Origin of the sequence: Cupriavidus sp. U2, from assembly GCF_009663685.2 — a bacterium.
GTDB classification, from domain to species: Bacteria; Pseudomonadota; Gammaproteobacteria; order Burkholderiales; family Burkholderiaceae; genus Cupriavidus; species Cupriavidus necator_C.
Genome location: NZ_RCOG02000010.1, coordinates 59,327 through 78,975 on the forward strand (window position 1 = coordinate 59,327; position 19,649 = coordinate 78,975).

Consider the following 19,649-nt stretch of genomic DNA (forward strand, 5'->3'; position numbering starts at 1 on the left):
GCACCTCTAGGAGGATGTCTCGGAGAACATTTGCCTCATGACGAGGCTTAATCCGTCTCGCCAGTGCGGCAGGTGCAGGCCGAACGTCTCCCGCAGCTTTCCCGTGGCAAGCCGGGAGTTCGCGGGGCGACGGGCCGGCAATGGATAGTCCGCCGTGCCAATCGGCTGAATCTTGCCGGGATCGGCTTTGAGCACTGCCCCGAGGGCGGTGGCCTTGCTCAGCACTTCCACTGCATAGGCATGCCAGTTCGTGTATCCGCCAGCGGCAAGGTGATAGAGACCCGACGGGAACGCCGCACGGTCCCCGGAGAGCCAGTGTCCGGCCACGATGTGCGCAGTGACGTCGGCCACAAGGCTGGCAGGCGTGGGCGCGCCAAACTGGTCCGACACGATGCGCAGCGTGTCGCGGTCACGACCGAGTTTCAGCATGGTTTTCGCGAAGTTGCGGCCATACGCGCCGAAGACCCAGCTGGTGCGCAAGACCAGCGATGTCGCCTGGGTTGCGAGCACCGCTTCTTCGCCGGCCAGCTTGCTTTCTCCGTAGACCGATAGAGGATTGGGTGCATCCGTTTCGGAGTACGGGCCATCCGCTGTGCCATCGAACACGTAGTCGGTGGAATAGTGCACGAGCATCGCGCCAAGCACGCCTGCCTCTTCGGCGAGGATGCCGGGTGCATCGCCATTGATGGCAAATGCCAGATCGGCGTCATGTTCGGCCTTGTCGACGGCCGTATAGGCTGCCGCATTGACGATGACGCTGGGCGCAATGTCCCGCACGATATCGCGCAATCGGGCGGTATGGGTGAGGTCGCATGCCGCGTGGTCCAGCGCGATCACGCGACCGAGCGGGGCGAGGCTACGACACAATTCAAAGCCAATCTGGCCGTTGCAGCCCGTCACGAGCAGCGTGGGCACGCCGAGGTTGTCACGCGGCATATTGGGTCTCCACCCACTTGCGGTACTCGCCTGACATGACGTCACGTACCCATGGCTGGTTGTCGAGGTACCAGGCGACTGTCCTGGCCAGGCCGGTCTCGAAGGTTTCGGCGGGGCGCAAGCCCAGTTCGCGTTCGAGCTTGCGGGCATCGATGGCGTAGCGGCGGTCGTGGCCGGGGCGGTCCTTCACGAAGCGGATCAGGTCGCGATAGGAGCCTGCGGTGCGCGGTTGCAGCGCGTCGAGCTGGTCGCACAGCGCGTGGACGACTTCGAGGTTCGTTTTCTCGCTCCAGCCGCCCACGTTATAGGTCGCGCCAACCTGCCCGCGCGCAAGCACTTCGCGGATCGCGGCGCAGTGGTCGCCGACATAGAGCCAGTCGCGCACGTTCGCGCCGTCGCCGTACACCGGCAGCGGCTGTCCCGCCAGCGCGCTGGCGATCATCAGCGGCACCAGTTTTTCCGGAAACTGGTACGGGCCGTAGTTGTTCGAGCAGTTTGTCGTCAGGACGGGCAAGCCATAGGTATGGTGCCAGGCGCGCACAAGATGGTCGGAAGCCGCCTTCGACGCCGAGTAGGGGCTGTTCGGCGCGTAGCGGGTGGTCTCCGAGAACGGGGCGTCAGCGGGCCCCAGGGAGCCGAACACCTCGTCGGTGGAGACGTGCAGGAAGCGGAAGCCCGCCTGTTCGGCGTCGGGCAACGCACTCCAATAGCCGCGCACGGCTTCCAGCAGCGTATAGGTGCCGCCGATATTGGTATCGATGAAGGCCGCCGGCCCGCGGATGGACCGGTCGACGTGGCTCTCCGCCGCAAAGTGGATGACCGCGCGCGGGCGGTACCGGGCAAGCAGGCTGTCCATCGCTGCCCGATCGCCGATGTCGGCCTGGACGAAGATGTGGCGCGCGTCGCCATCGAGTTCGTCCAGGCTGTGCCGGTTTCCGGCGTAGGTGAGCTTGTCGACGTTGATGACGCGGTCGGCCTCGGGCGGACGCGCGGGCGGACCTCGCAGCCAGTCGAGCACGAAGTTCGCGCCGATGAAGCCGGCCCCGCCGGTGACGAGTATGGATGACATGTGACCCCCTTGCGCCGGTCAGCGGCCTACGATGCGTCGCGCGAGGGCCTTGGCGTAAGGCGGGGTAATGCCGGTCAGGATGTCGCGTGCCGTCAGCGGAAAGCGGGCGCCGGGTGCCGCCTGGAAGCGCGTCGTGTGGACGTCTGCCACCTCGTCCTCGGGGCGACCGTTCGAATAGTAGTAGAGCGCGATCGAACGCCGCGAGACGCCTTGCGGGCAGGCCAGCGGCACGGGGTGCCCGTGCCAGGAACATTCGTTCGTATTGAAGACGACCAGCCGGTTGCCGATGGGCGCGATCTTCTGCACGCAATGCTGCACGCCCTCGTCCCACAGTTGCAGGTGGCCGCCCCAGCTATCGTCCCAGGTGTCGTTCAGGTAAAGCAGTACGTTCACCCGTCGGTCGAGCTTCCATTCCAGGTGGTAGTTGTAGTCGATATGCAGGCCCAGATGGCCGCCGGGCAGCGTCTGGTGCAGCCCGCCGCCGTGCAGGTGGGGGTCCGGCACCAGCCCGCGCACGCCGGTCAGCGTCTCCAGGAACCGAATGAAGCCAGGGCCGTTCAGTTCGACGATCAAGGCGCGCAGCGCAGGCGGAATGGCGTAGAAGTCCTGGATCTGGAGCTTGAGGTTTTCGGCAGCCGACTGATACTTGAACCAGCTGCCCTCCTTCCGGCTCGGGAACGCATCGCTGGCTTCGCGGTAGATGTCCGGGTCAAGGAAGTCGTCGATACAGGCATGCGGGAAGGGCGGGGCGGTCTTGTACGGCTCGGCGAGTTCGCGCGCCATCCAGTCGAGTTTGGCCAGGTCAAGCAATTCGTTACGCATGCTCAGCACTCCTCAGGTTGCGGTGGGATCCGACCCCGGGCTCGCCGGCCCCTGGTTCCGATACTCGGTGGGCGACAATGCAAACCGCTTGCGGAAGATCTTGCCAAGCCGGTCGCCGTTGCCCATGCCGCAGCGCCGGGCAACCTTGTCCACCGGCAGCGTTGTCTTGACCAGCAACTGGCAGATCATGTCGAGCCGCGTCTGCAACAGGTATTCCGACGGCGTCACGCCCATCGTGAACTTGAAGCGGCGCAGGTAATTGCGCTCGCTCATCGCCGCAAAGCGGGCGGCGTCGGCAACCGAAATGGGCTCCATGTAGTGCTCGGCGATCCAGCGCGCCGAGGCCAGGATCTTGTTTGCCGTGGCGGTCGAGAGGTCTGGCGTCTCGTCGGTGTCGTAGGGCTCGATCTCGGCCATCGTCTCGCGGCGCGGATCGAGTTGCCTGGCCACTTCGTCGGCCACCTCGGCGCCCAGGTCGGCCTCGATCTGGGCGAGCGCCATGTCGATGGCCGACGGCATGATTTCGGGCGCATGGTCCGCGCCGCCCCGGCACCAGAAGACTGACGCGGCCGCCGCGGCATTCCCTTCCTGGCCGCTTGCCGCCTCGGCGCGCGACACCCGTGGCGCCAGCAGTCCGCGGCCCCACGTGCTGCGCTCCAGCGCCGATGCACTGACTTCCATGATGGCGCTGGTCACACGGGCATCGCGCTCGCTGGCTGGCTCGCGCTCGCTGCAGGCGATGAACACGGCCCCAAAGCCCCGCTGCCCCGCCGCATCGAGACCCTGGGTCCAGATGCGCACCGACGACGAACACGCGATGTTGCCGCCGCGATACGACAGCAATGACAACTGGTAGAACGGCCGGCCGTTGCGTTGCAGTTCCAGCTCGTTCGCCACGCGAAAGGCCTCGGCAATGATGCCTGCCGTCAGGAGCGAGCATCCGTCGAACAACAGCAGGCCAATGCGTTGCGTGTTGGCATGTCTGGCGATGGGAAAAGGCCCCGGGGGCCGGGTCGGCGCAGGCATCTCGACAAGGTGATCCATGGCTTGTCCACCCTTTGCGAAGGCGATTCGAAGGCGAATCTATTGCATTGCATCATATCCAACTTGCCGCAATGCACAATGGTCCGTGGCCGATTTTTCCGTGATGTTGGCCGATTGGCGCGGGTGCCATTAAAAATCAGCGAGAAAATGCGCAATACGCCGCAACACGATTATCAGAAATGAATCAATTTTAGTAATTGTTACGCCACGTCCAGCCGTCCCTGCATGTGGATATGCGAATAACATCAACCAAATCAGAGACTTCACTGCCATTGTGCAATGCGGATTCTGCTTGGATGCGTTGCGGTGCATTCGCGCACCGCAGACGGGAATCGTGCACGCATATCAGTAAGGCCGCGTGATGACATAATGGTCTTGTATCACCGCGAATACGTTTTATTGCCGGTTTTCAAGTTGCATCGGTCAAATCCTCTGCATTATCGGCCATCGGTCAAATGGTGCATTCCTGCGCATCTATGCTTCGGTGCAGCAAAGCGGTTTCATGCCGCAAGCGCTGCCCGAACAGGAGCCCAGCATGCCTATCACTGACCCCGCCGATCTCCCTTCCCATGCCGCCGTCACGCCCGGCGGCGTCCAGAGCGCGCTGCGGATCCGCCCCGTGGTACTGGCCGGGGGGGCGGGTACACGGCTTTGGCCGCTGTCCCGCAAGCACTATCCGAAGCAGCTGATCGATGTGATCGGGCGTGACTCGCTGCTGCAGTCCACGGTGCGGCGCATGGCGGTGCTGCGCGATGGTCGTCCCGGCGATGCCGCTGCGATCATTGTGTGCGGCGAGCCGCATCGGTTCATGACGGCGCAGCAGCTTGCCGCGTCCGGCACAGCGGCACAGATCGTGGTGGAGCCGGCTGGGCGCAACACGGCGCCGGCGCTCACACTGGCTGCGCTGCTGGCGATGGGGCAGGGTGAAGACGGCATCCTCGTGGTCATGCCAGCCGACCATGTCATCGCCGATACGGAGGCATTCGGCTACGCCATCGCGCATGCCGCCCGGTTCGCGGAGCAGGGCGCCATCGTGACGCTCGGCGTGCCGCCTACCCGCCCCGATACCGGCTACGGCTATATCCGCATCGGCGCTGCGCTGGGCGGCGTGGCGCGCGCCATCGACAGCTTTGTCGAAAAGCCGGCCGCCGAGCTTGCGCAGCAGTACGTGGCGTCTGGCGAGTACTGGTGGAACAGCGGCATCTTCGTCGTACGCGCCAGTACGTGGCTGGCGACGCTGCAGCGCCTGCAGCCAGACATGCACGCGGCGTGCGCCAGTGCCTTCGCGCAGGGTCGCCAGGACGGCACGTACTTCCACCCGGATGCCACGGCGTTCGCCGCAATCCCGTCTGACTCGATCGACTACGCCGTCATGGAGCACCTGGCGCGCACCGATGGCGTGCAGGGCGTGGTGGTGCCGTTGGTGGCGGGCTGGTCGGACCTGGGCTCTTGGGACGCCGTATGGGATGCCATCGACAAGGACGGCGACGGCAATGCCGCGCGCGGCCGGGTGATGTACGAAGGCGCTACCTCGTGCTATGTCCACGCCGACGGCCGGCTGGTGGCGTGCGTAGGTACCACGAACCTGATCGTGGTGGAAACCCCCGATGCCGTGCTGGTCGTGGACCGCTCCCAAGTGCAGGGCGTCAAGGGGCTGGTGGAACGGCTTGCCCGGCAGCAGGGCAGCGAGGCCGAGAACCATCGCAAGGTGCAGCGGCCGTGGGGATGCTACGACTCGCTCGATCAAGGCGAGCGCTTTCAGGTCAAGCACATCGTCGTGCACCCTGGGGCATCGCTATCGCTGCAGCTACACCACCACCGCGCCGAACACTGGACCGTGGTGCGGGGCACGGCACGCGTCACGCGTGGCGAAGAGCAGTTCCTGCTGAGCGAGAACGAGTCGACCTATATCCCGATTGGCGTCACGCACCGCCTGGAAAACCCCGGGAAGCTGCCGCTCGAAGTCATCGAGGTGCAATCGGGCGCCTACCTCGGCGAAGACGACATCGTCCGCATCGCCGATACCTACGGGCGCTGCGCCTGAACATCGCGCGGCTTACGGGAGAAGGCTATGCGATTCATCAAATCACTGCTTGCCAGATCCGGCATCCTGCCGGCGCGCTTTACCGCGGCAGCGCCGGCCCTGTCTCCGGCCCTGGCCGATGTCTACACACCGTCGCACGACGCCGGGCGGCGTTACGCCGGCGCTTACGGCCATGCCGCCAAGCGCGCGTTCGACGTCGGCGCGGCGCTGGTGCTGTTGCTGCTGCTGTCGCCGCTGATGCTGACGGTGGCCCTGCTCGTGATGCGCGACGGCGGCCCGTGCGTGTTTGGCCATACCCGGGTCGGGATGGATGGCCGGAAGTTCCGATGCCTGAAGTTTCGCTCGATGGTGCGCAATGCCGATGCGGTACTCAAGGAGCTGCTCGCCAGCGATCCGGTGGCACGCGCCGAGTGGGAAAAGGATTTCAAGCTGCGCAACGATGTCCGCGTCACGGCGTTGGGGCGCTTCATCCGCAAGACCAGTATCGACGAGCTGCCGCAGCTATGGAACGTGGTGCGCGGCGACATGAGCCTGGTGGGGCCGCGTCCGGTCGTGGAAAAGGAGCTGGAACGCTACGGCGAATCGGTGTCGTACTACCTGCGCGTGCTGCCTGGCATCACGGGGCTCTGGCAGGTCAGCGGACGCAACGACGCCGACTACGACAAGCGCGTGACGCTGGATGTCGCCTACGTCCGCAACTGGACCTTTGCCGGCGATATCGTGATCCTGTTCAAGACAATAGGTGTGGTGATCCATGGTCGTGGCGCATACTGACCTGCCCTGGCGCAAGCGCCTGGCTGCCGTCCTGCTGTGGGGCGTGGTACTGCACTTCGTGGGCGGCTGTGCCATGGCGCCTGGCATGACCTACAAGGCCACCACGCCGGCGCCGCAGCCGGGCAGGGAATCGGCGCAGCCAGCCGCGCCGGCAACCAGTCTGCCGCCGATGCAGGGCGTGCAGTCCGTGTCGCGCGACAGCCTGGTCGAGATCGACAGCGCGCTGCTTGCGTCGCAGCGTGCGGCGCAGCCCGAGGGCGTGCCACCGGAGGTGCGCGCGCTGTTCGACAAGCCGCGGCCCTACGTGCTGGGCCCGGGCGATGTGCTCAGCATCGTGGTCTGGGGGCACCCGGAACTGAACCTGCCTGCGCTGCAGGTGACCAGCGGCGTCGATACGTCGGGATCGAATGCCGTGGTCACGGGATACACCGTCGATGCACGCGGCAATGTTCAGTACGCGTTTGTCGGCATGGTGCCGGTCGCAGGTCTGACCGAGGCCGAAGCGCGCGACCGGCTCACGCAGCGGCTGGCCGAATACGTGCGCAATCCACAGGTGACGCTGCGTATCCAGGCATATCGCAGCAAGCGCGTGTACATGGACGGCGCCGTGCAACAGGCCGGCCTGCAGATCATCAACGACGTGCCGATGACGCTGCCCGAGGCCATCAACCGCGCCGGCGGGTTCAGCGCGGCGGCCGACCGCTCGTGGATCGCCGTCACGCGCGGCGAGCAAACGGCGCGCGTGAACCTGCCCGACCTGATCGCGAAGGGCGCGAATCCGTCCGACATCCTGCTGCGCGATGGGGATCTCGTGCGTGTCTATGCCGCGAACGACAGCAAGGTCTATGTGATTGGCGAGGTGGCCCGCAACGCCGCGCTGACGATGAACAATGGCAAGTTGAGCCTGAACCAGGCGCTGGGCGATGCCGGCGGTGTGAGCCAGTATTCGGGCGATGCGCAGCAGGTGTATGTGGTGCGCGGCAACGGCGGCACGCAGCCCCGGGTCTTCCATCTGGATGCCAGCACGCCTTCGGCGATGGCGCTGGCCGACGGGTTCGCGCTCCAGGCGAACGACGTGGTGTTCGTCGACACCTCTTCACTCGTGCGCTGGAGCCGGGTGGTCAGCCTGCTACTGCCGACCGCGCAGACCGCGACGGCAAGCCGTGCGCTGGCGCCGTAGGCCTTGCGAATTCCAGGAGACACCCGTCATGAACACTTCGTACCTGGCAAATCCCGCGTATGAGCCTGCGCCCCGCCCGGCGGTGCGTGCCATGAACCCGCTGACGACGCTGGCGGCAAGCCGATGGCTGATCGTGGGGACGACATCGACCTGCCTGCTGGCCGGGATTGCCTATGCGGTGTTCACGCGTCCGGTCTACCGCTCGGACATGCTGATCCAGGTCGAGCCGAGCACCATCGAGAACCGTTCCACGTCCGGAGACCCGAAGCTTACGCCCGAGATCAAGCCCGACACCACGTCCGAGATCCAGGTGCTCAGTTCGCGCATGGTGGTATCCCGCGCGGTCGATACGCTCCGGCTCCATCTCGACGTGACGCCGCGCTACCTGCCGGTGATCGGCTGGTGGCTGGCCGAGCGCGCCGAAGGCTATTCGCGCCCGATCGGCGGACACGTCTATGGCAAGGAACGGATCGACGTCACGACCTTCGACGTGCCCGCAGCCTATCAGGGCCAGCCATTCACGCTTACGCTGGGCGAGCATGGCGCCTTCACCCTGGAGTTGTCCTCGACGTTCGGCGCCCCGGTGGTGTCGCTGCCAGGCCGCGTTGGCATACTGCTGCGAGCCAACACGCCGCGCGGGCCGCTGGCGCTGCTGGTACGCACGGCGGCCGGGCGGCCCGGCGCCAGCTTTACGCTGAAGCGTTACTCCGAGACCGCCACGACGGAATGGCTGCAGAAGACCCTGGCGATTGGCGAACGCGGCAAGCAGTCGAACATCATTGGCGTATCGCTGGACAGCGCTGATCCCGTGCAGGCGTCGCGCATCCTCAACGAGATCGGCCGCGAGTATGTCGACCAGAACGTGCGCCGCCGGTCCGAGGAAGCGGACAAGTCGATCCGCTTCCTGGACGAGCAATTGCCGCAACTGAAAAAGCAGCTGGGGGAATCCGAAAGCCGCTACAACTCCTTTCGTGCCCAGCAGGGCACCGTCGATACCAGCCAGGAGGCGCGGGCGCTGCTGCAGCAAAGCGTGGAGACCGAGACCCGGCTTGTGGACCTGCGCCAGAAGCGCCAGGAACTGCTGACCCAGTACACCGAGAAGCACCCGGCATTGCTGGCCATTGACGGGCAGTTGCGCGAGGCGCAGGCCGCGTTTTCCGTCGTACAGGGGCGGACGCGCCAGTTGCCGTTGATCGAGCAGAAGGTGCTGCAACTGCAGCGCGACATGCAGGTGGATACCGAGCTGTACACCAACCGGCTGAACGCGCGTCAGCAACTGACGCTGGTGCGGGCCGGCAAGGTGGCGAACGTGCGGCTTATCGATCCGGCCACCCCGCCCGAGACACCGATCAAGCCCCGGCGCGGCGTGGCCGTGGCGGGGTCGCTGTTGACGGGGCTGTTGGCGGGCGTCGTGCTGGCGATGGCACGTCGCCGTATCGTGGGCACCGTGCAGGATCGCGAGGAGATCGAGATTGCCACGGGCATTCCGGTCTATGCGACGGTGCCGCGCAGCCGCCTGACCGGGCCGCTGGGCACGGCGCGTACCCACCTGCGCGGCGGGCACGCGAAACTGCCCGATGCGGCCATCGAAAGCCTGCGCGCGGTGCGAACGACCCTGCATTTTGCGCTCAGCGATGCGCCCAACCGCGTGGTGCTGATTACAGGGCCCACCGCGGGCGTGGGCAAGTCGTTCGTGGCGGCAAACCTGGCGACACTGGCCGGCGCGTCGAAGCGGCGTGTGCTGCTGATCGATGCCGATCTGCGTAATGGCGTGCTGCACAAGCGTTTCCGGGTCGATCGCGGACCCGGCCTGGCCGAAGTGCTGGCCGGCACCTGCGAAGCCGGCGACGCGATCCGGCGTGATGTGGCGCATGGCCTGGACTTCCTGTCGACTGGCGCGCTCACGGCCGGCCCAAGCGAATTGCTGCTGCAGCCCGAGTTGTCGTCACTGGTCCAGCGGGTGGCCGCGCAATACGACATGGTGGTGCTGGACGGCCCGCCGCTGTTGCCGGTGGCCGATGCGCTGGTCCTGGGCCGCCTTGCCGGCACGGTGTTCATGGTGGCGCGCCACCGGGTGACCACGGTCGAACAGATCGATGAAAGCACGCGGCGGCTGGCCCAGGCCAGTGTTGCAGTGCGCGGTGTGATCTTCAACGACTTCACCGGCGCGCTGCATCGCTACAGCTACGCCTACGGCGCTGCCGAAAGCCATCCTGGCACGCCAGCCTGATACGGAGAACCGTCATGGCGCATCTGCACCACAAGCGCATCACGCTGGTAACGGTCACCTACGGCGACCGCCTGCACTACTGCGCCGAACTGCTGCGGCGCAGCTTCGAGCACGAAGGCGTGTCGCACGCCATCGTCGTCAGCAACAACGCCACCGCCGATCTCTCGCCGCTGGAGGCTGCCTGGGGCAAGCGCGTCACCATCGTGCGGCTGGCCGCCAACACCGGGTCGGCCAACGGCTATGCGGTGGGCATCGCCCGGGCGCTGGAGCGCGATACCACCGACTACATCTGGCTGATGGACGATGACAACGCACCATGCGAGGGCGCGGTCGACGTGCTTTGCCATCAACTGGACCTGCTCACGCGCAAGCTGGGCCGTCGCCGCGCGGCGGTGCTGGGGTTCCGTCCCGATCACCAGGGCGACATCGCGGCGGGCGTTCCGGTGGGCCTGGCGATGCCGCCGCGCTCGAGCTATTTCGGCTTTCACGTGGGTCGCATCCCGTACAAGATCTGGCGCCGTACGCCGTGGGGCGCGCCACGGCCCGATGCGATTCCCGATGTGGTGCATCTGCCGTTTGCGCCGTACGGGGGCCTGCTCGGACATCGCGAGATGTACGTGGACCTGGGGCTGCCGGTACCCGAACTCGTGCTGTACGCGGACGATACCGAGTACACGTGGCGGCTGACGGCGCGGGGCGGATGTATCGCGCTGGTAACGGCTGCGCGGCTCGAAGACCTGGAAGGCTCCTGGAACGTCAAGCGCAACTGGAAGAACCACTTCGAATGCATGTTGCTGAGCGGTTCGGATTTCCGCGCCTACTACAGCAGCCGCAACCAGGCGTGGTTCGACCGCAACCACTGGTCCACGTCCGGACTGATGTACCGGCTCAACCGCTTCGTGTTCCTGCAACTGCTGCGCCTGTATGGCAGGCGCCGCAACGCCGGGGCGCGGCTGCGGCTGCTGGAGCGGGCCATTGCCGATGGCGAGGCCAGCCGGCTCGGCTTCCACGCCGACTACTCGCTGTAGCGCCACGCTCACGGAGGCCACCATGCCGGACCCTGTCGCATCGCCCGCGCTCACCGTTGTGATTGCCAACTACAACTATGCACGGTACGTGGCGGGCGCCATTGATTCGGCGCTGGGCCAGTTCACACCGGTGCATGTCATGGTGATCGACGACGGCTCCACCGATGGCTCCCGCGCGATCATCGAGGGCTATGGCGCGCGCGTGGAAGCCGTGTTCCAGCGCAACGGCGGGCAGGTAGCGGCGTACAACCATGCGCTCGAACGCGTCCGCACGCCGTATGTCCTCTTTCTGGATGCCGACGACACGCTGTATCCCGAAGCCGCTGCCACCGTCCTGGCGGCTTTCGCCAAGGGCGAGCCGGTGAAGGTGCAGTACCGGCTCGATGTCATGACGGCCGATGGGGCGCCCACCGGCGTCCAGGTCCCGCAGTCGATCCGCGCAGACGGTTGCGGACGGATGCTGCGAGCCGGATGGCTGTATCCGTCGCCACCCGGCTCGGGCAATGCGTATCGCGTGGATGCGCTGCGCCGCATCTTTCCGGTGCCGGTGGGTGCTGACAACATGCACGGCGCGGATTTCTACGCCATCTATGGCGTGGCGCTGCTCGGCGACGTTGGCGCGGTGGAGACGGCGCTGGGCGGCTACCGGGTGCATCGGAACACGCGCGGCGATGCACCGGGCAGTGACCTGTCGCTCGCCAACGCCGAGGACGCGATGGCCGGTGCCCGGCAGTCGGCACGGCGCTGGCAGATCCTGCGCGGCCTTGCCAAGGACCGCCTCGGCATCGATCTGCCGCCGGGCGTGCTCGATTTCTCGCTGGAGAAGGCCCGCTTCGCGCAGCATGTGTATGGCGCGACGCTGGCGCGTCGGTGGCACTGGTTCCAGCATGAATCGGGACGGTATTTCCACACCATCGCCGCCAATCCGTTCTGGAGCCTGCGCAAGAAGGTGGCGGTGGGATGCCTGACGACGCTTTGCCTGTTGCCGGTGGCGTCGTTCAGCAACCGTGTGGTGCGATACATCGCCAACCCGCTCGCGCGGGCCGGCCACTAGGAGCTCACGCGATGCCAAAGACCATCGCCATCAATGGGCGCTTCCTGGGGCGGCGCGCCACCGGAGTCGACCGCTTTGCGCACGAGGTAGTGCGGGCGATTGACCGATTGGTGGCCGACAACGATCGCACTACGGCGGGCCTGTCGTTCGAGCTGCTCGTGCCGCCAGGCGTGGAAGTCGATCCGGGCGAGTTCCCGCACCTGCAGGTGCGTACGGTGGGGCCTGCCATCGGGCGCCGTAGCCGCCAGCTTTGGGAGCAGGTCAGCCTGCCGCTGGCGGCGCGCGGGGCGCTGTTGCTCAATCTGTGCAATGCAGCGCCGTTGCTGTACCTGAACCAGGTGACGGTCATGCACGACGCGGCGCCGGTGCGGGTGCCGCAGGCGTATTCGCGCGCGTTCCGCTCGTGGTATCGGATCATGGCGCCGTGGGTCGGGCGTGTGGCACGCAGGGTGCTGACCGTATCGGAGTTTTCCCGCCGGGAAATTGCGGACGCCTATCGCATCCCGGGCCGGAAGATCGGCGTACTGCCGCTCAGTGGCGACCATATGTTGCGCTTGCCGGAGGTGAGCGGCATCCGGCGCAAGTACGGACTGTCGGATCGGCCCTATGTGCTGGCGGTCAGCAGCGCCAGCTACCACAAGAACTTTCGGCTGGTAGTGGAGGCCGTGAGCATGCTGCACGGGGCCGACTACGACGTGGTGATCGTGGGTGGCTCGGCGAGCGTGTTCCGGCCGCAGAACGACGAGGACGCGGCGCCGGTCACGCGGCTTGGCTATGTCGACGATGCCGACCTGAAGGCATTGTTTCGTGATGCTGCCTGTTTCGTGTTTCCGTCGTTGTATGAAGGCTATGGCCTGCCGCCTGTGGAGGCCATGACGCTGGGCTGCCCCGTGCTGGCGTCGAACCTGCCGTCGGTGCGCGAGGCGTGTGGCACTGCTGCGCTCTATTTCCGGCCGACGAGCCCGGCCGAGTTCGGCGAGCTGCTTACGTATGTGATGCAGGACGGCACGTTGCGTGACGCGATGCGGCAGCGCGGCTACGCGCACGTGCAGCGGTATTCCTGGCGCGACACCGCCGCGCGGCTACTTGACGAGATATCTCCATGCCTTCCACAACGATGAGCCCACGACACGACACCGATGACGCCGCCTTCGGCAAGGTCGCGGTCGTCCACGAATGGCTTGCCACGTATGCCGGTTCAGAACGGGTACTGGAGCAGATCCTGAAGATATGGCCCCAGGCCGACCTGTTCAGCGTGGTGGACTTCTTTCCCGATGCACAGCGCGGGGCGCTGCAGGGCAAGCATGCGACGACGACCTTCATCCAGAAGCTGCCCCGCGCCCGCAAGTCGTTCCGGTCGTACCTGCCGCTGATGCCGCTGGCCGTGGAGCAACTGGACCTGTCCGCCTACGACCTCGTGATCTCGTCCAGCCACGCTGTTGCCAAAGGGGTAATTACCGGGCCGGGGCAGCTGCATGTCAGCTATGTCCATTCCCCCATCCGCTACGCATGGGACCTTCAGCATCAGTACCTGAGCGAGTCGAAGCTGACGCACGGCCTGAAAAGCTGGGTGGCTCGGGCCATCCTGCACTACATGCGGATGTGGGACCATCGCACCGCGCATGGCGTGGACGTATTTGTCGCCAACTCGGCCTATGTGGCGCGGCGTATCCGCAAGGTCTATGGGCGCGATGCGGCGGTGGTCTATCCGCCCGTCGACATCGATCAGTTCAGCCTCTGCGAGCAGCGCGAGGACTTCTTCCTGACCGCATCGCGGCTGGTGCCCTACAAGCGGGTGAGCCTGATCGTCGAGGCGTTCGCGGCGATGCCGGACAAGCAACTGGTGGTGATTGGCGATGGCCCGGACCTGGACCGTATCCGCGAGATGGCGACCCCTAACGTGCGCATCCTGGGATACCAGCCTGCCGACGTACTGGTGGCGCACATGCAGCGCGCCAAGGCCTTTGTGTTTGCAGCGGAGGAGGATTTCGGGATCGTTGCCGTGGAGGCCCAGGCCTGCGGGACGCCTGTGATTGCGCTGGGGCAGGGCGGAGCGCGCGAAACGGTGATCGACAGCCGCGATCGCGATTTGCGCACCGGCGTGTTCTTTCCGCGCCAGACCGTGGAGGACATCGTTCGCGCGGTTTGCCGGTTCGAGGAAAGTGGCCCTTTCCAGCCGGCGGCGTGCCGCCGCAATGCGCTGCAATTCTCTCCCGAGAGGTTTAGGCGGGAACTCCGGGCGCTGGTGCATGCGGCCATGAGCCGGGATGCGCTAGCCGTGCCGCCTGCGGTAGCTTCGGCACCTTCGGTACCGGGCCTGCCGGTGGCCGAACCGATGGTGGTGGCGTCGAACTGAGTCGCGACGATGACGATGCCTGGCGCCCGTCATGCGTACGACGGCTACTGGTGGGACGATCCTGCACGGCTGCTCCTGTGCTTCATCCTGCCGCTGTATGGGCTTGTGTCGCTGGAACTGCTGGGTGACCAGAAGTCCATCGACCATATCTACTTCAACGGTACCTATGCGATGGCCGGCGCGCTGTTCCTGCTCGCGGTGGCGGCGGGTGCGCTGGGGGAGCGTGTGCTGGCCCCGCGCGCGGCCGACACGCCGGTGGTGCTTTCTGTGCGGGTGCTCGATGCGCTGTTCTGGCTGGCCTGCATCGGCTACGTGGTGATGATGGGCGGCGTGATCGCCCGGCCGGCGATGCTGCTTTCCTATTTGAATGGGGGCGCCAGTACCTACGACGTGCTGGAGCTGAAAGGGCGCGTGGTAGGCATCAGTACGCTGACCCAGGCGTCGGTGGCCTACGTGCCGCTTTACTTCGTCATCTTCCGCACGGCACCTCGCGGCCTGAACCGTTACCAGGTCTACCTGGGCGTGCTGTTCGTGCTGACGTTATTGCGCAGCTTCATTTTTGCCGAGCGGCTGGCGTTGGTGGAAGTGGTGTTGCCCTGGGCGCTGATGATGGCGCGCTTCCGCCTGCGGCCGCCGCGCGGGTCGCTGCGCGCGGCGCTGCTGGCACTCGGGCCATTTGCCGCCATCCCGCCGCTGATCGGGTTCTTCATCGCAAACGAGTACAACCGGTCGTGGGAGACGTACTACGTCAACATCTACGACAACATCTTCGACTTCGCGCTGGAGCGGCTGGGCCTGTACTACTCGACGGCGATCAACAACGGTTCCGGCCTGCTGACGATCATGGGATGGGGCACCGGCGCACCGACGTTTACGTTCGACTGGCTGATCCGGTTTCCGATCGTCGGCGAAAGCTTCCGCCCGCTGGTCGGTGCGGACGATGGATACAGCCTGTTCCTCAACACCTTCGGCGATCCGGAGTTCAACAACCCGTCGGGCATCTTCGTGCATTTCTACGAGTGGGGCGGATTCGCACTGCTGGAAGCCGCGCTGATGGGGTGGCTGCTGGGCCGCAGCTACACGGGATGGCGTGCCGGCCACGGATTCTGGTGCTGCGCCCATGCTGTACTGCTGGTGTCGCTGATGGAAATCCTGCGCGTGCCGAACCTGTTCAGCGGCCGCAACTTCGTGCCGCTGGCGCTGCTGTGGCTGGTGTTCCGGTGCCTGGGGAAACCGGCCGCCAGCGTGTCGCCTGCGGGCGTGCGCTCGCTCTACGGCCGCCCGAACCTGCCGGCCGCCGGTCCACGCTGAACCCCGAGGCCCGCGCCCGATGCCGCCATCCATACGCTCCACCGCCACCTATCTGCTGCTGATCCAGGGCAGCAACTACCTGTTCCCGCTAGTGCTGTTGCCTTTCCTCGGTCACAAGCTCGGCGTGCGCGAGTTCGGCGTGCTGGCCTACTGCCAGGCGCTGGCGCAGTACCTGATCCTGCTGACGGACTACGGCCACAATCTGTCGGCGACACGGCTGGTATCGCTCAGGCGCGATGATCCGGCCGCGGTCGCGGCGGTGTTCTCCGCCACGATGGCGGCCAAGCTGCTGCTCACGCTGGGCGCGGCGTTGCTGCTGGCCGGCGCGTTGTGGTGGGCGCCGGACCTGCGCGAACATCGGGCCATCCTCGCCGCGGCCTTCGTGGGCGTGGTGGCCAATGCCGTGACGCCCATCTGGCTCTACCAGGGCCTGGAACGGATGAAGGTGCTGGTCGTGCCGAACTTCGCGTCCAAGGCCGTCAGCCTGGCATGCGTGGTGGCATGGGTGAGATCGCCCGGCGACGCTGCGCTGGCCGCGCTGGGCATCAGTGTCGGCACGCTGATCCTGGCCGTCGCGGCGCTTTGGGCCGTATGGCGCAGGCGACTGGCGACGCTGGTCAGGGTGCCGGCGGCAGCGGCGATGGCGTCGTTGCGCGAAGGCTTCCCGATGTTCCTGTCGCTGGTGCTGGTCAGCTTCTACGTCAACTTCAACGCGATCCTGCTGAACCATTTCCACGGTCCCGTAGCGGTGGGACAGTTTTCGATGGCCGACAAGATCCGCATTGCCGGGCAGACGATCTTTACGGTGATCGGCACGGCGTTCTATCCACGCATCAGCCAATACAACGTCACGGACCCGCCCGCCGCGCGGGCGCTGATGCGTCGCGCGATGATGGTTGTCTTTGGCTGTTCGGGTGCGATGTTCGTGGCCGTGGAGCTGTTTGCCGGCGTCGGCATCCGCATATGGCTGGGCGATCCGTTCCACGACACCATTCTGCTGCTGCGGCTGGAGGGCGTGCTGCTGCCGCTGACCAGCGTGGCATTCATCTTCGGCAATCTCGGCCTGATGGCGTCGGGGCGGCACCGCACCGTGCGAAACATCTATGCTGCCGTGACAGTCATGCACCTGATCTACGCCGTGCCCTTCGTGATGCACATGGGCGCCCGGGGCACGGTGATATCGGTGCTGATCACCGAGGCCGCTGGCGCCATCGCCTTCTATCTCTGCTACCGGCGCGAGTCCGCTTCCCGCGCGCCGGCGCCCCCGCTGGTCGCACAGGAATCCCCCACTGCCAAGGAGATGCAGGCATGACGCGCAAAGGCATCATTCTCGCCGGAGGCTCCGGCACCCGGCTCTATCCCGTCACGCACTGTGTCTCCAAGCAGCTGCTGCCGGTCTATGACAAGCCGATGATCTACTATCCGCTCTCCACGCTGATGGTGGCCGGCATCCGCGACGTGCTGGTCATCTCCACGCCGCAGGACACTTCGCGCTTTGCAGCCTTGCTCGGCGACGGCCGGCAGTGGGGGCTGAACCTGCAGTACGCGGAGCAGCCGTCGCCAGACGGCCTGGCACAGGCATTCCTCATCGGCCGCGACTTTGTGGGGCGCGATCCCTCGGCGCTGATCCTGGGCGACAACATCTACTATGGGCATGACCTGGCGCGCATGCTCGCTCGCTCCAGCCGTCGCGAGGACGGCGCCACCGTGTTCGCGTATCACGTGCACGACCCCGAACGATATGGCGTGGTGGAATTCGACGAAGACTTTCGCGCGCTGTCCATCGAGGAGAAGCCGGCGCAGCCGCGATCGAACTATGCTGTGACGGGGCTTTACTTCTATGACAACCGTGTTTGCGATATTGCCGCCGACATCCGACCGTCGGCCCGTGGTGAACTGGAAATCACCGAAGTCAACGCCCGTTATCTGGAGGCCGGCAAGCTGGCCGTCGACATCATGGGGCGCGGCTTCGCGTGGTTCGATACCGGCACGCACGACTCGCTGATCGATGCCGCGCAGATGGTGGCGACCCTGCAGAAACGGCAGGGCTTGATGGTGGCGTGTCCCGAGGAAATTGCCTACCGGCGTCGCTGGATCGACGAGGAGCAGGTCGCGCGGCTGGCCGCGCCGTTGGGCAAGAGCCATTACGGCAAGTATCTGCAGCGGCTGCTGGCGGAATCGCCGCGCGTCAGGTGAGCGGGCATGGGCAGCCTGTGTCGAAACGGTGTGCGCTGCCAGGCCCGCACGGGCCTGGCAGGTATTACCGCGCGCGCCGCAGATAAGTTCGCACCTGAGGGAGGCGGTTCGCGTCCGCGCCGGCGGCCTGGATCGATACCGCGCCGGAGCATCCTGACGGTGGGGGCAGCGGTGCGCCATCGAGCGTATTGGTGCCGCAGGTGAACTGATCCGCCGTGCAATTGCGATACTGCAGCGCGATGGCCGCGCCGCCGATGGCCGCGAAGCGGTTGTTGGTGATGTCGGCCTGGCAGATATTGCCCTGCGCGCGATAGCCGTCAAAGCGTGTGCGCGTGACCTGGTTGCCCGTCACCTGCACGCGCGTCACGCTGCCGCTGCCGGTATTGATGTCGATGGCGGCATGCCCCGTTGCCAAGCGGTTGTTGCCGGGCGCCGTGGCGTTCTGGTCATCGGCTATCGTGTTGCTGGCGATCAGCACATTGCTCACGTCTGCGGTGCGATAGCCGTCTTCCTGTGCGACCATCACTGCGGCCGCCTTCTGCACGCCTTCGATCCAGTTGCCGGCGATGGTGACATCGGCACCCCCGACGACGGCCACGCCGCGCCCCCAGGCATTGCCAGCCAGGTAGTTGCTTGTGACGTAGATGTTCCGGGTCTGCGCGTTGTCGCGCTGGTAGCTGACGATGCCCACCATGTCGTCGCCGGTGGCCGTGACGGACGAATCCTGCACGAGCACGTCCTGCGAGCCGCCCGTGATATGGATGCCATCGGCCAGCGTGCCACTGACCTTGTCGCCAACAAGGGCGATACCCACACCGCGCGACACGAAGATGCCGGCACTGGCGCCGCCTTCGATGGTTACGTCCAGCACCTGTATGCCTGTGCCATCGACAATCACCTTGGCCGACGTGGCGGATTCGAGCCGCTGCGAGCCTGTGCCCTTGAGCGTCACGCCTACCAGCGTCGAGTTCGCCCCGGTGATCTGGATGGCCTGCTGGTCCGGATTCGACGCAACCAGCGTGGCGTCGTAGCCCGATACCGCGACCTGTTCGCGGCGCACCGCCAGCACGCGGCCGACCAGATAGCTGCCGGGTGCGAGCACCAGCCGTTGTCCCGGCTGGAGGTTGTCGAGCGCGGCCTGCAGGACATCGGCCTGGTCGACGCCGATGGCGCCTGGCTGCACGATCACATCAGCCGGCGCGCCAGTCGCGGGGGATACCGGCATCGACATTTGCGGCCATTGCGCCAGGAGCGCGATCCCGCCGGCGACTCCGACGACGATTGCGGCCGCAATGCCGAGCCGGCGGCGCCTGGGGCGGCTGCCGGGCTTCATCCGCGGCCACCCGCCGTGGCCACTACCGCATGGGTGACCGCTTCGCAATGATGTTTCATCGTTGCTACCTTTTGCGTGCCCCGGGGCGTTGTGCTGCCGGGGTTCAGCGCAGCATACCGGCCTGCCGCGGCGCGCAGGTGGTGAGACAGGCGCCCGAAAGCATGTTGTCGGAAAAGGGCGATAGGTTGGCGGAAACGCAAGACGGCACCTGATCCGTCAGAGACGATTGCCCCTGCAGTGGATAGGGTTCACGGGCGAGTCGATCAACGGAG

At 66.0% G+C, this 19,649-nt stretch carries 15 protein-coding genes and 1 pseudogene; 11 read left to right on the forward strand and 5 right to left on the reverse strand.

What is annotated here, in order from left to right:
• Positions 1-6: 6 nt before the first annotated feature.
• The 4 genes from rfbD to D9X30_RS08890 are packed head-to-tail and all read right to left on the reverse strand — an operon-like array spanning position 7 to position 3,871.
• The gene (rfbD, locus tag D9X30_RS08875) at positions 7-936 is read right to left on the reverse strand and encodes a dTDP-4-dehydrorhamnose reductase (protein ID WP_153949665.1); all 930 of its coding nucleotides are present in this window, start codon (positions 934-936) and stop codon (positions 7-9) included.
• Positions 926-2,005, reverse strand: coding sequence for a dTDP-glucose 4,6-dehydratase (rfbB, locus tag D9X30_RS08880; RefSeq protein WP_153949666.1), 1,080 nt, complete (start codon positions 2,003-2,005; stop codon positions 926-928). The genes rfbD and rfbB overlap by 11 nt, the downstream gene beginning before the upstream one ends.
• An 18-nt stretch (positions 2,006-2,023) precedes the next feature.
• Positions 2,024-2,827 (reverse strand): 2OG-Fe(II) oxygenase, encoded by an 804-nt coding sequence (locus D9X30_RS08885; protein ID WP_153949667.1) that lies wholly within the window; start codon positions 2,825-2,827, stop codon positions 2,024-2,026.
• 12 nt (positions 2,828-2,839) lie between these two features.
• Positions 2,840-3,871: a GlxA family transcriptional regulator gene (locus tag D9X30_RS08890; protein ID WP_153949668.1), complete on the reverse strand. Its 1,032-nt coding sequence runs from the start codon at positions 3,869-3,871 to the stop codon at positions 2,840-2,842.
• A 535-nt stretch (positions 3,872-4,406) separates the two neighbouring features.
• On the opposite strand from D9X30_RS08890, the gene D9X30_RS08895 reads away from it, so the two are divergent.
• The 11 genes and pseudogenes from D9X30_RS08895 to rfbA all read left to right on the forward strand — a co-directional run bounded on the left by D9X30_RS08895 (position 4,407) and on the right by rfbA (position 18,044).
• Positions 4,407-5,915 carry a mannose-1-phosphate guanylyltransferase/mannose-6-phosphate isomerase gene (locus D9X30_RS08895; protein ID WP_153949669.1) on the forward strand — a complete coding sequence of 503 codons (1,509 nt, stop codon included), beginning with the start codon at positions 4,407-4,409 and terminating at the stop codon, positions 5,913-5,915.
• A gap of 150 nt (positions 5,916-6,065) precedes the next feature.
• Positions 6,066-6,689 (forward strand): annotated as a pseudogene (locus D9X30_RS08900) (sugar transferase); the annotation flags it as partial.
• Entirely contained in the window at positions 6,670-7,869 is a 1,200-nt protein-coding gene (locus D9X30_RS08905) for a polysaccharide biosynthesis/export family protein (RefSeq protein WP_153949672.1), read from the forward strand. The pseudogene D9X30_RS08900 and the gene D9X30_RS08905, both read left to right, overlap by 20 nt.
• A 28-nt stretch (positions 7,870-7,897) precedes the next feature.
• Complete coding sequence (locus D9X30_RS08910) at positions 7,898-10,099, forward strand: polysaccharide biosynthesis tyrosine autokinase (RefSeq protein WP_153949674.1); 2,202 nt, start codon at positions 7,898-7,900, stop codon at positions 10,097-10,099.
• 14 nt (positions 10,100-10,113) lie between these two features.
• Positions 10,114-11,127 carry a glycosyltransferase family protein gene (locus D9X30_RS08915; RefSeq protein WP_153949675.1) on the forward strand — a complete coding sequence of 338 codons (1,014 nt, stop codon included), beginning with the start codon at positions 10,114-10,116 and terminating at the stop codon, positions 11,125-11,127.
• Between the two features lie 22 nt (positions 11,128-11,149).
• A complete protein-coding gene (locus tag D9X30_RS08920) occupies positions 11,150-12,181 on the forward strand; it encodes a glycosyltransferase family 2 protein (RefSeq protein WP_153949677.1) in 1,032 nt (343 codons plus the stop codon).
• An 11-nt stretch (positions 12,182-12,192) separates the two neighbouring features.
• Positions 12,193-13,302, forward strand: coding sequence for a glycosyltransferase family 4 protein (locus tag D9X30_RS08925; RefSeq protein WP_153949679.1), 1,110 nt, complete (start codon positions 12,193-12,195; stop codon positions 13,300-13,302).
• Positions 13,284-14,537: a glycosyltransferase family 4 protein gene (locus tag D9X30_RS08930; RefSeq protein ID WP_153949680.1), complete on the forward strand. Its 1,254-nt coding sequence runs from the start codon at positions 13,284-13,286 to the stop codon at positions 14,535-14,537. The genes D9X30_RS08925 and D9X30_RS08930 overlap by 19 nt, the downstream gene beginning before the upstream one ends.
• 9 nt (positions 14,538-14,546) lie before the next feature.
• Positions 14,547-15,848 (forward strand): oligosaccharide repeat unit polymerase, encoded by a 1,302-nt coding sequence (locus D9X30_RS08935; RefSeq protein WP_194946589.1) that lies wholly within the window; start codon positions 14,547-14,549, stop codon positions 15,846-15,848.
• A gap of 19 nt (positions 15,849-15,867) precedes the next feature.
• Positions 15,868-17,160, forward strand: coding sequence for an oligosaccharide flippase family protein (locus tag D9X30_RS08940; RefSeq protein ID WP_153949682.1), 1,293 nt, complete (start codon positions 15,868-15,870; stop codon positions 17,158-17,160).
• On the forward strand, positions 17,157-18,044 hold the full coding sequence (gene rfbA, locus D9X30_RS08945) for a glucose-1-phosphate thymidylyltransferase RfbA (RefSeq protein WP_153949684.1): 888 nt from the start codon (positions 17,157-17,159) through the stop codon (positions 18,042-18,044). Before D9X30_RS08940 ends, rfbA begins: the two co-directional genes overlap by 4 nt.
• Before the next feature lie 64 nt (positions 18,045-18,108).
• Here the strand turns inward: rfbA and D9X30_RS08950 are convergent, their stop codons facing one another.
• Positions 18,109-19,269, reverse strand: coding sequence for a right-handed parallel beta-helix repeat-containing protein (locus tag D9X30_RS08950; RefSeq protein ID WP_228771068.1), 1,161 nt, complete (start codon positions 19,267-19,269; stop codon positions 18,109-18,111).
• Positions 19,270-19,649 lie beyond the last annotated feature (380 nt).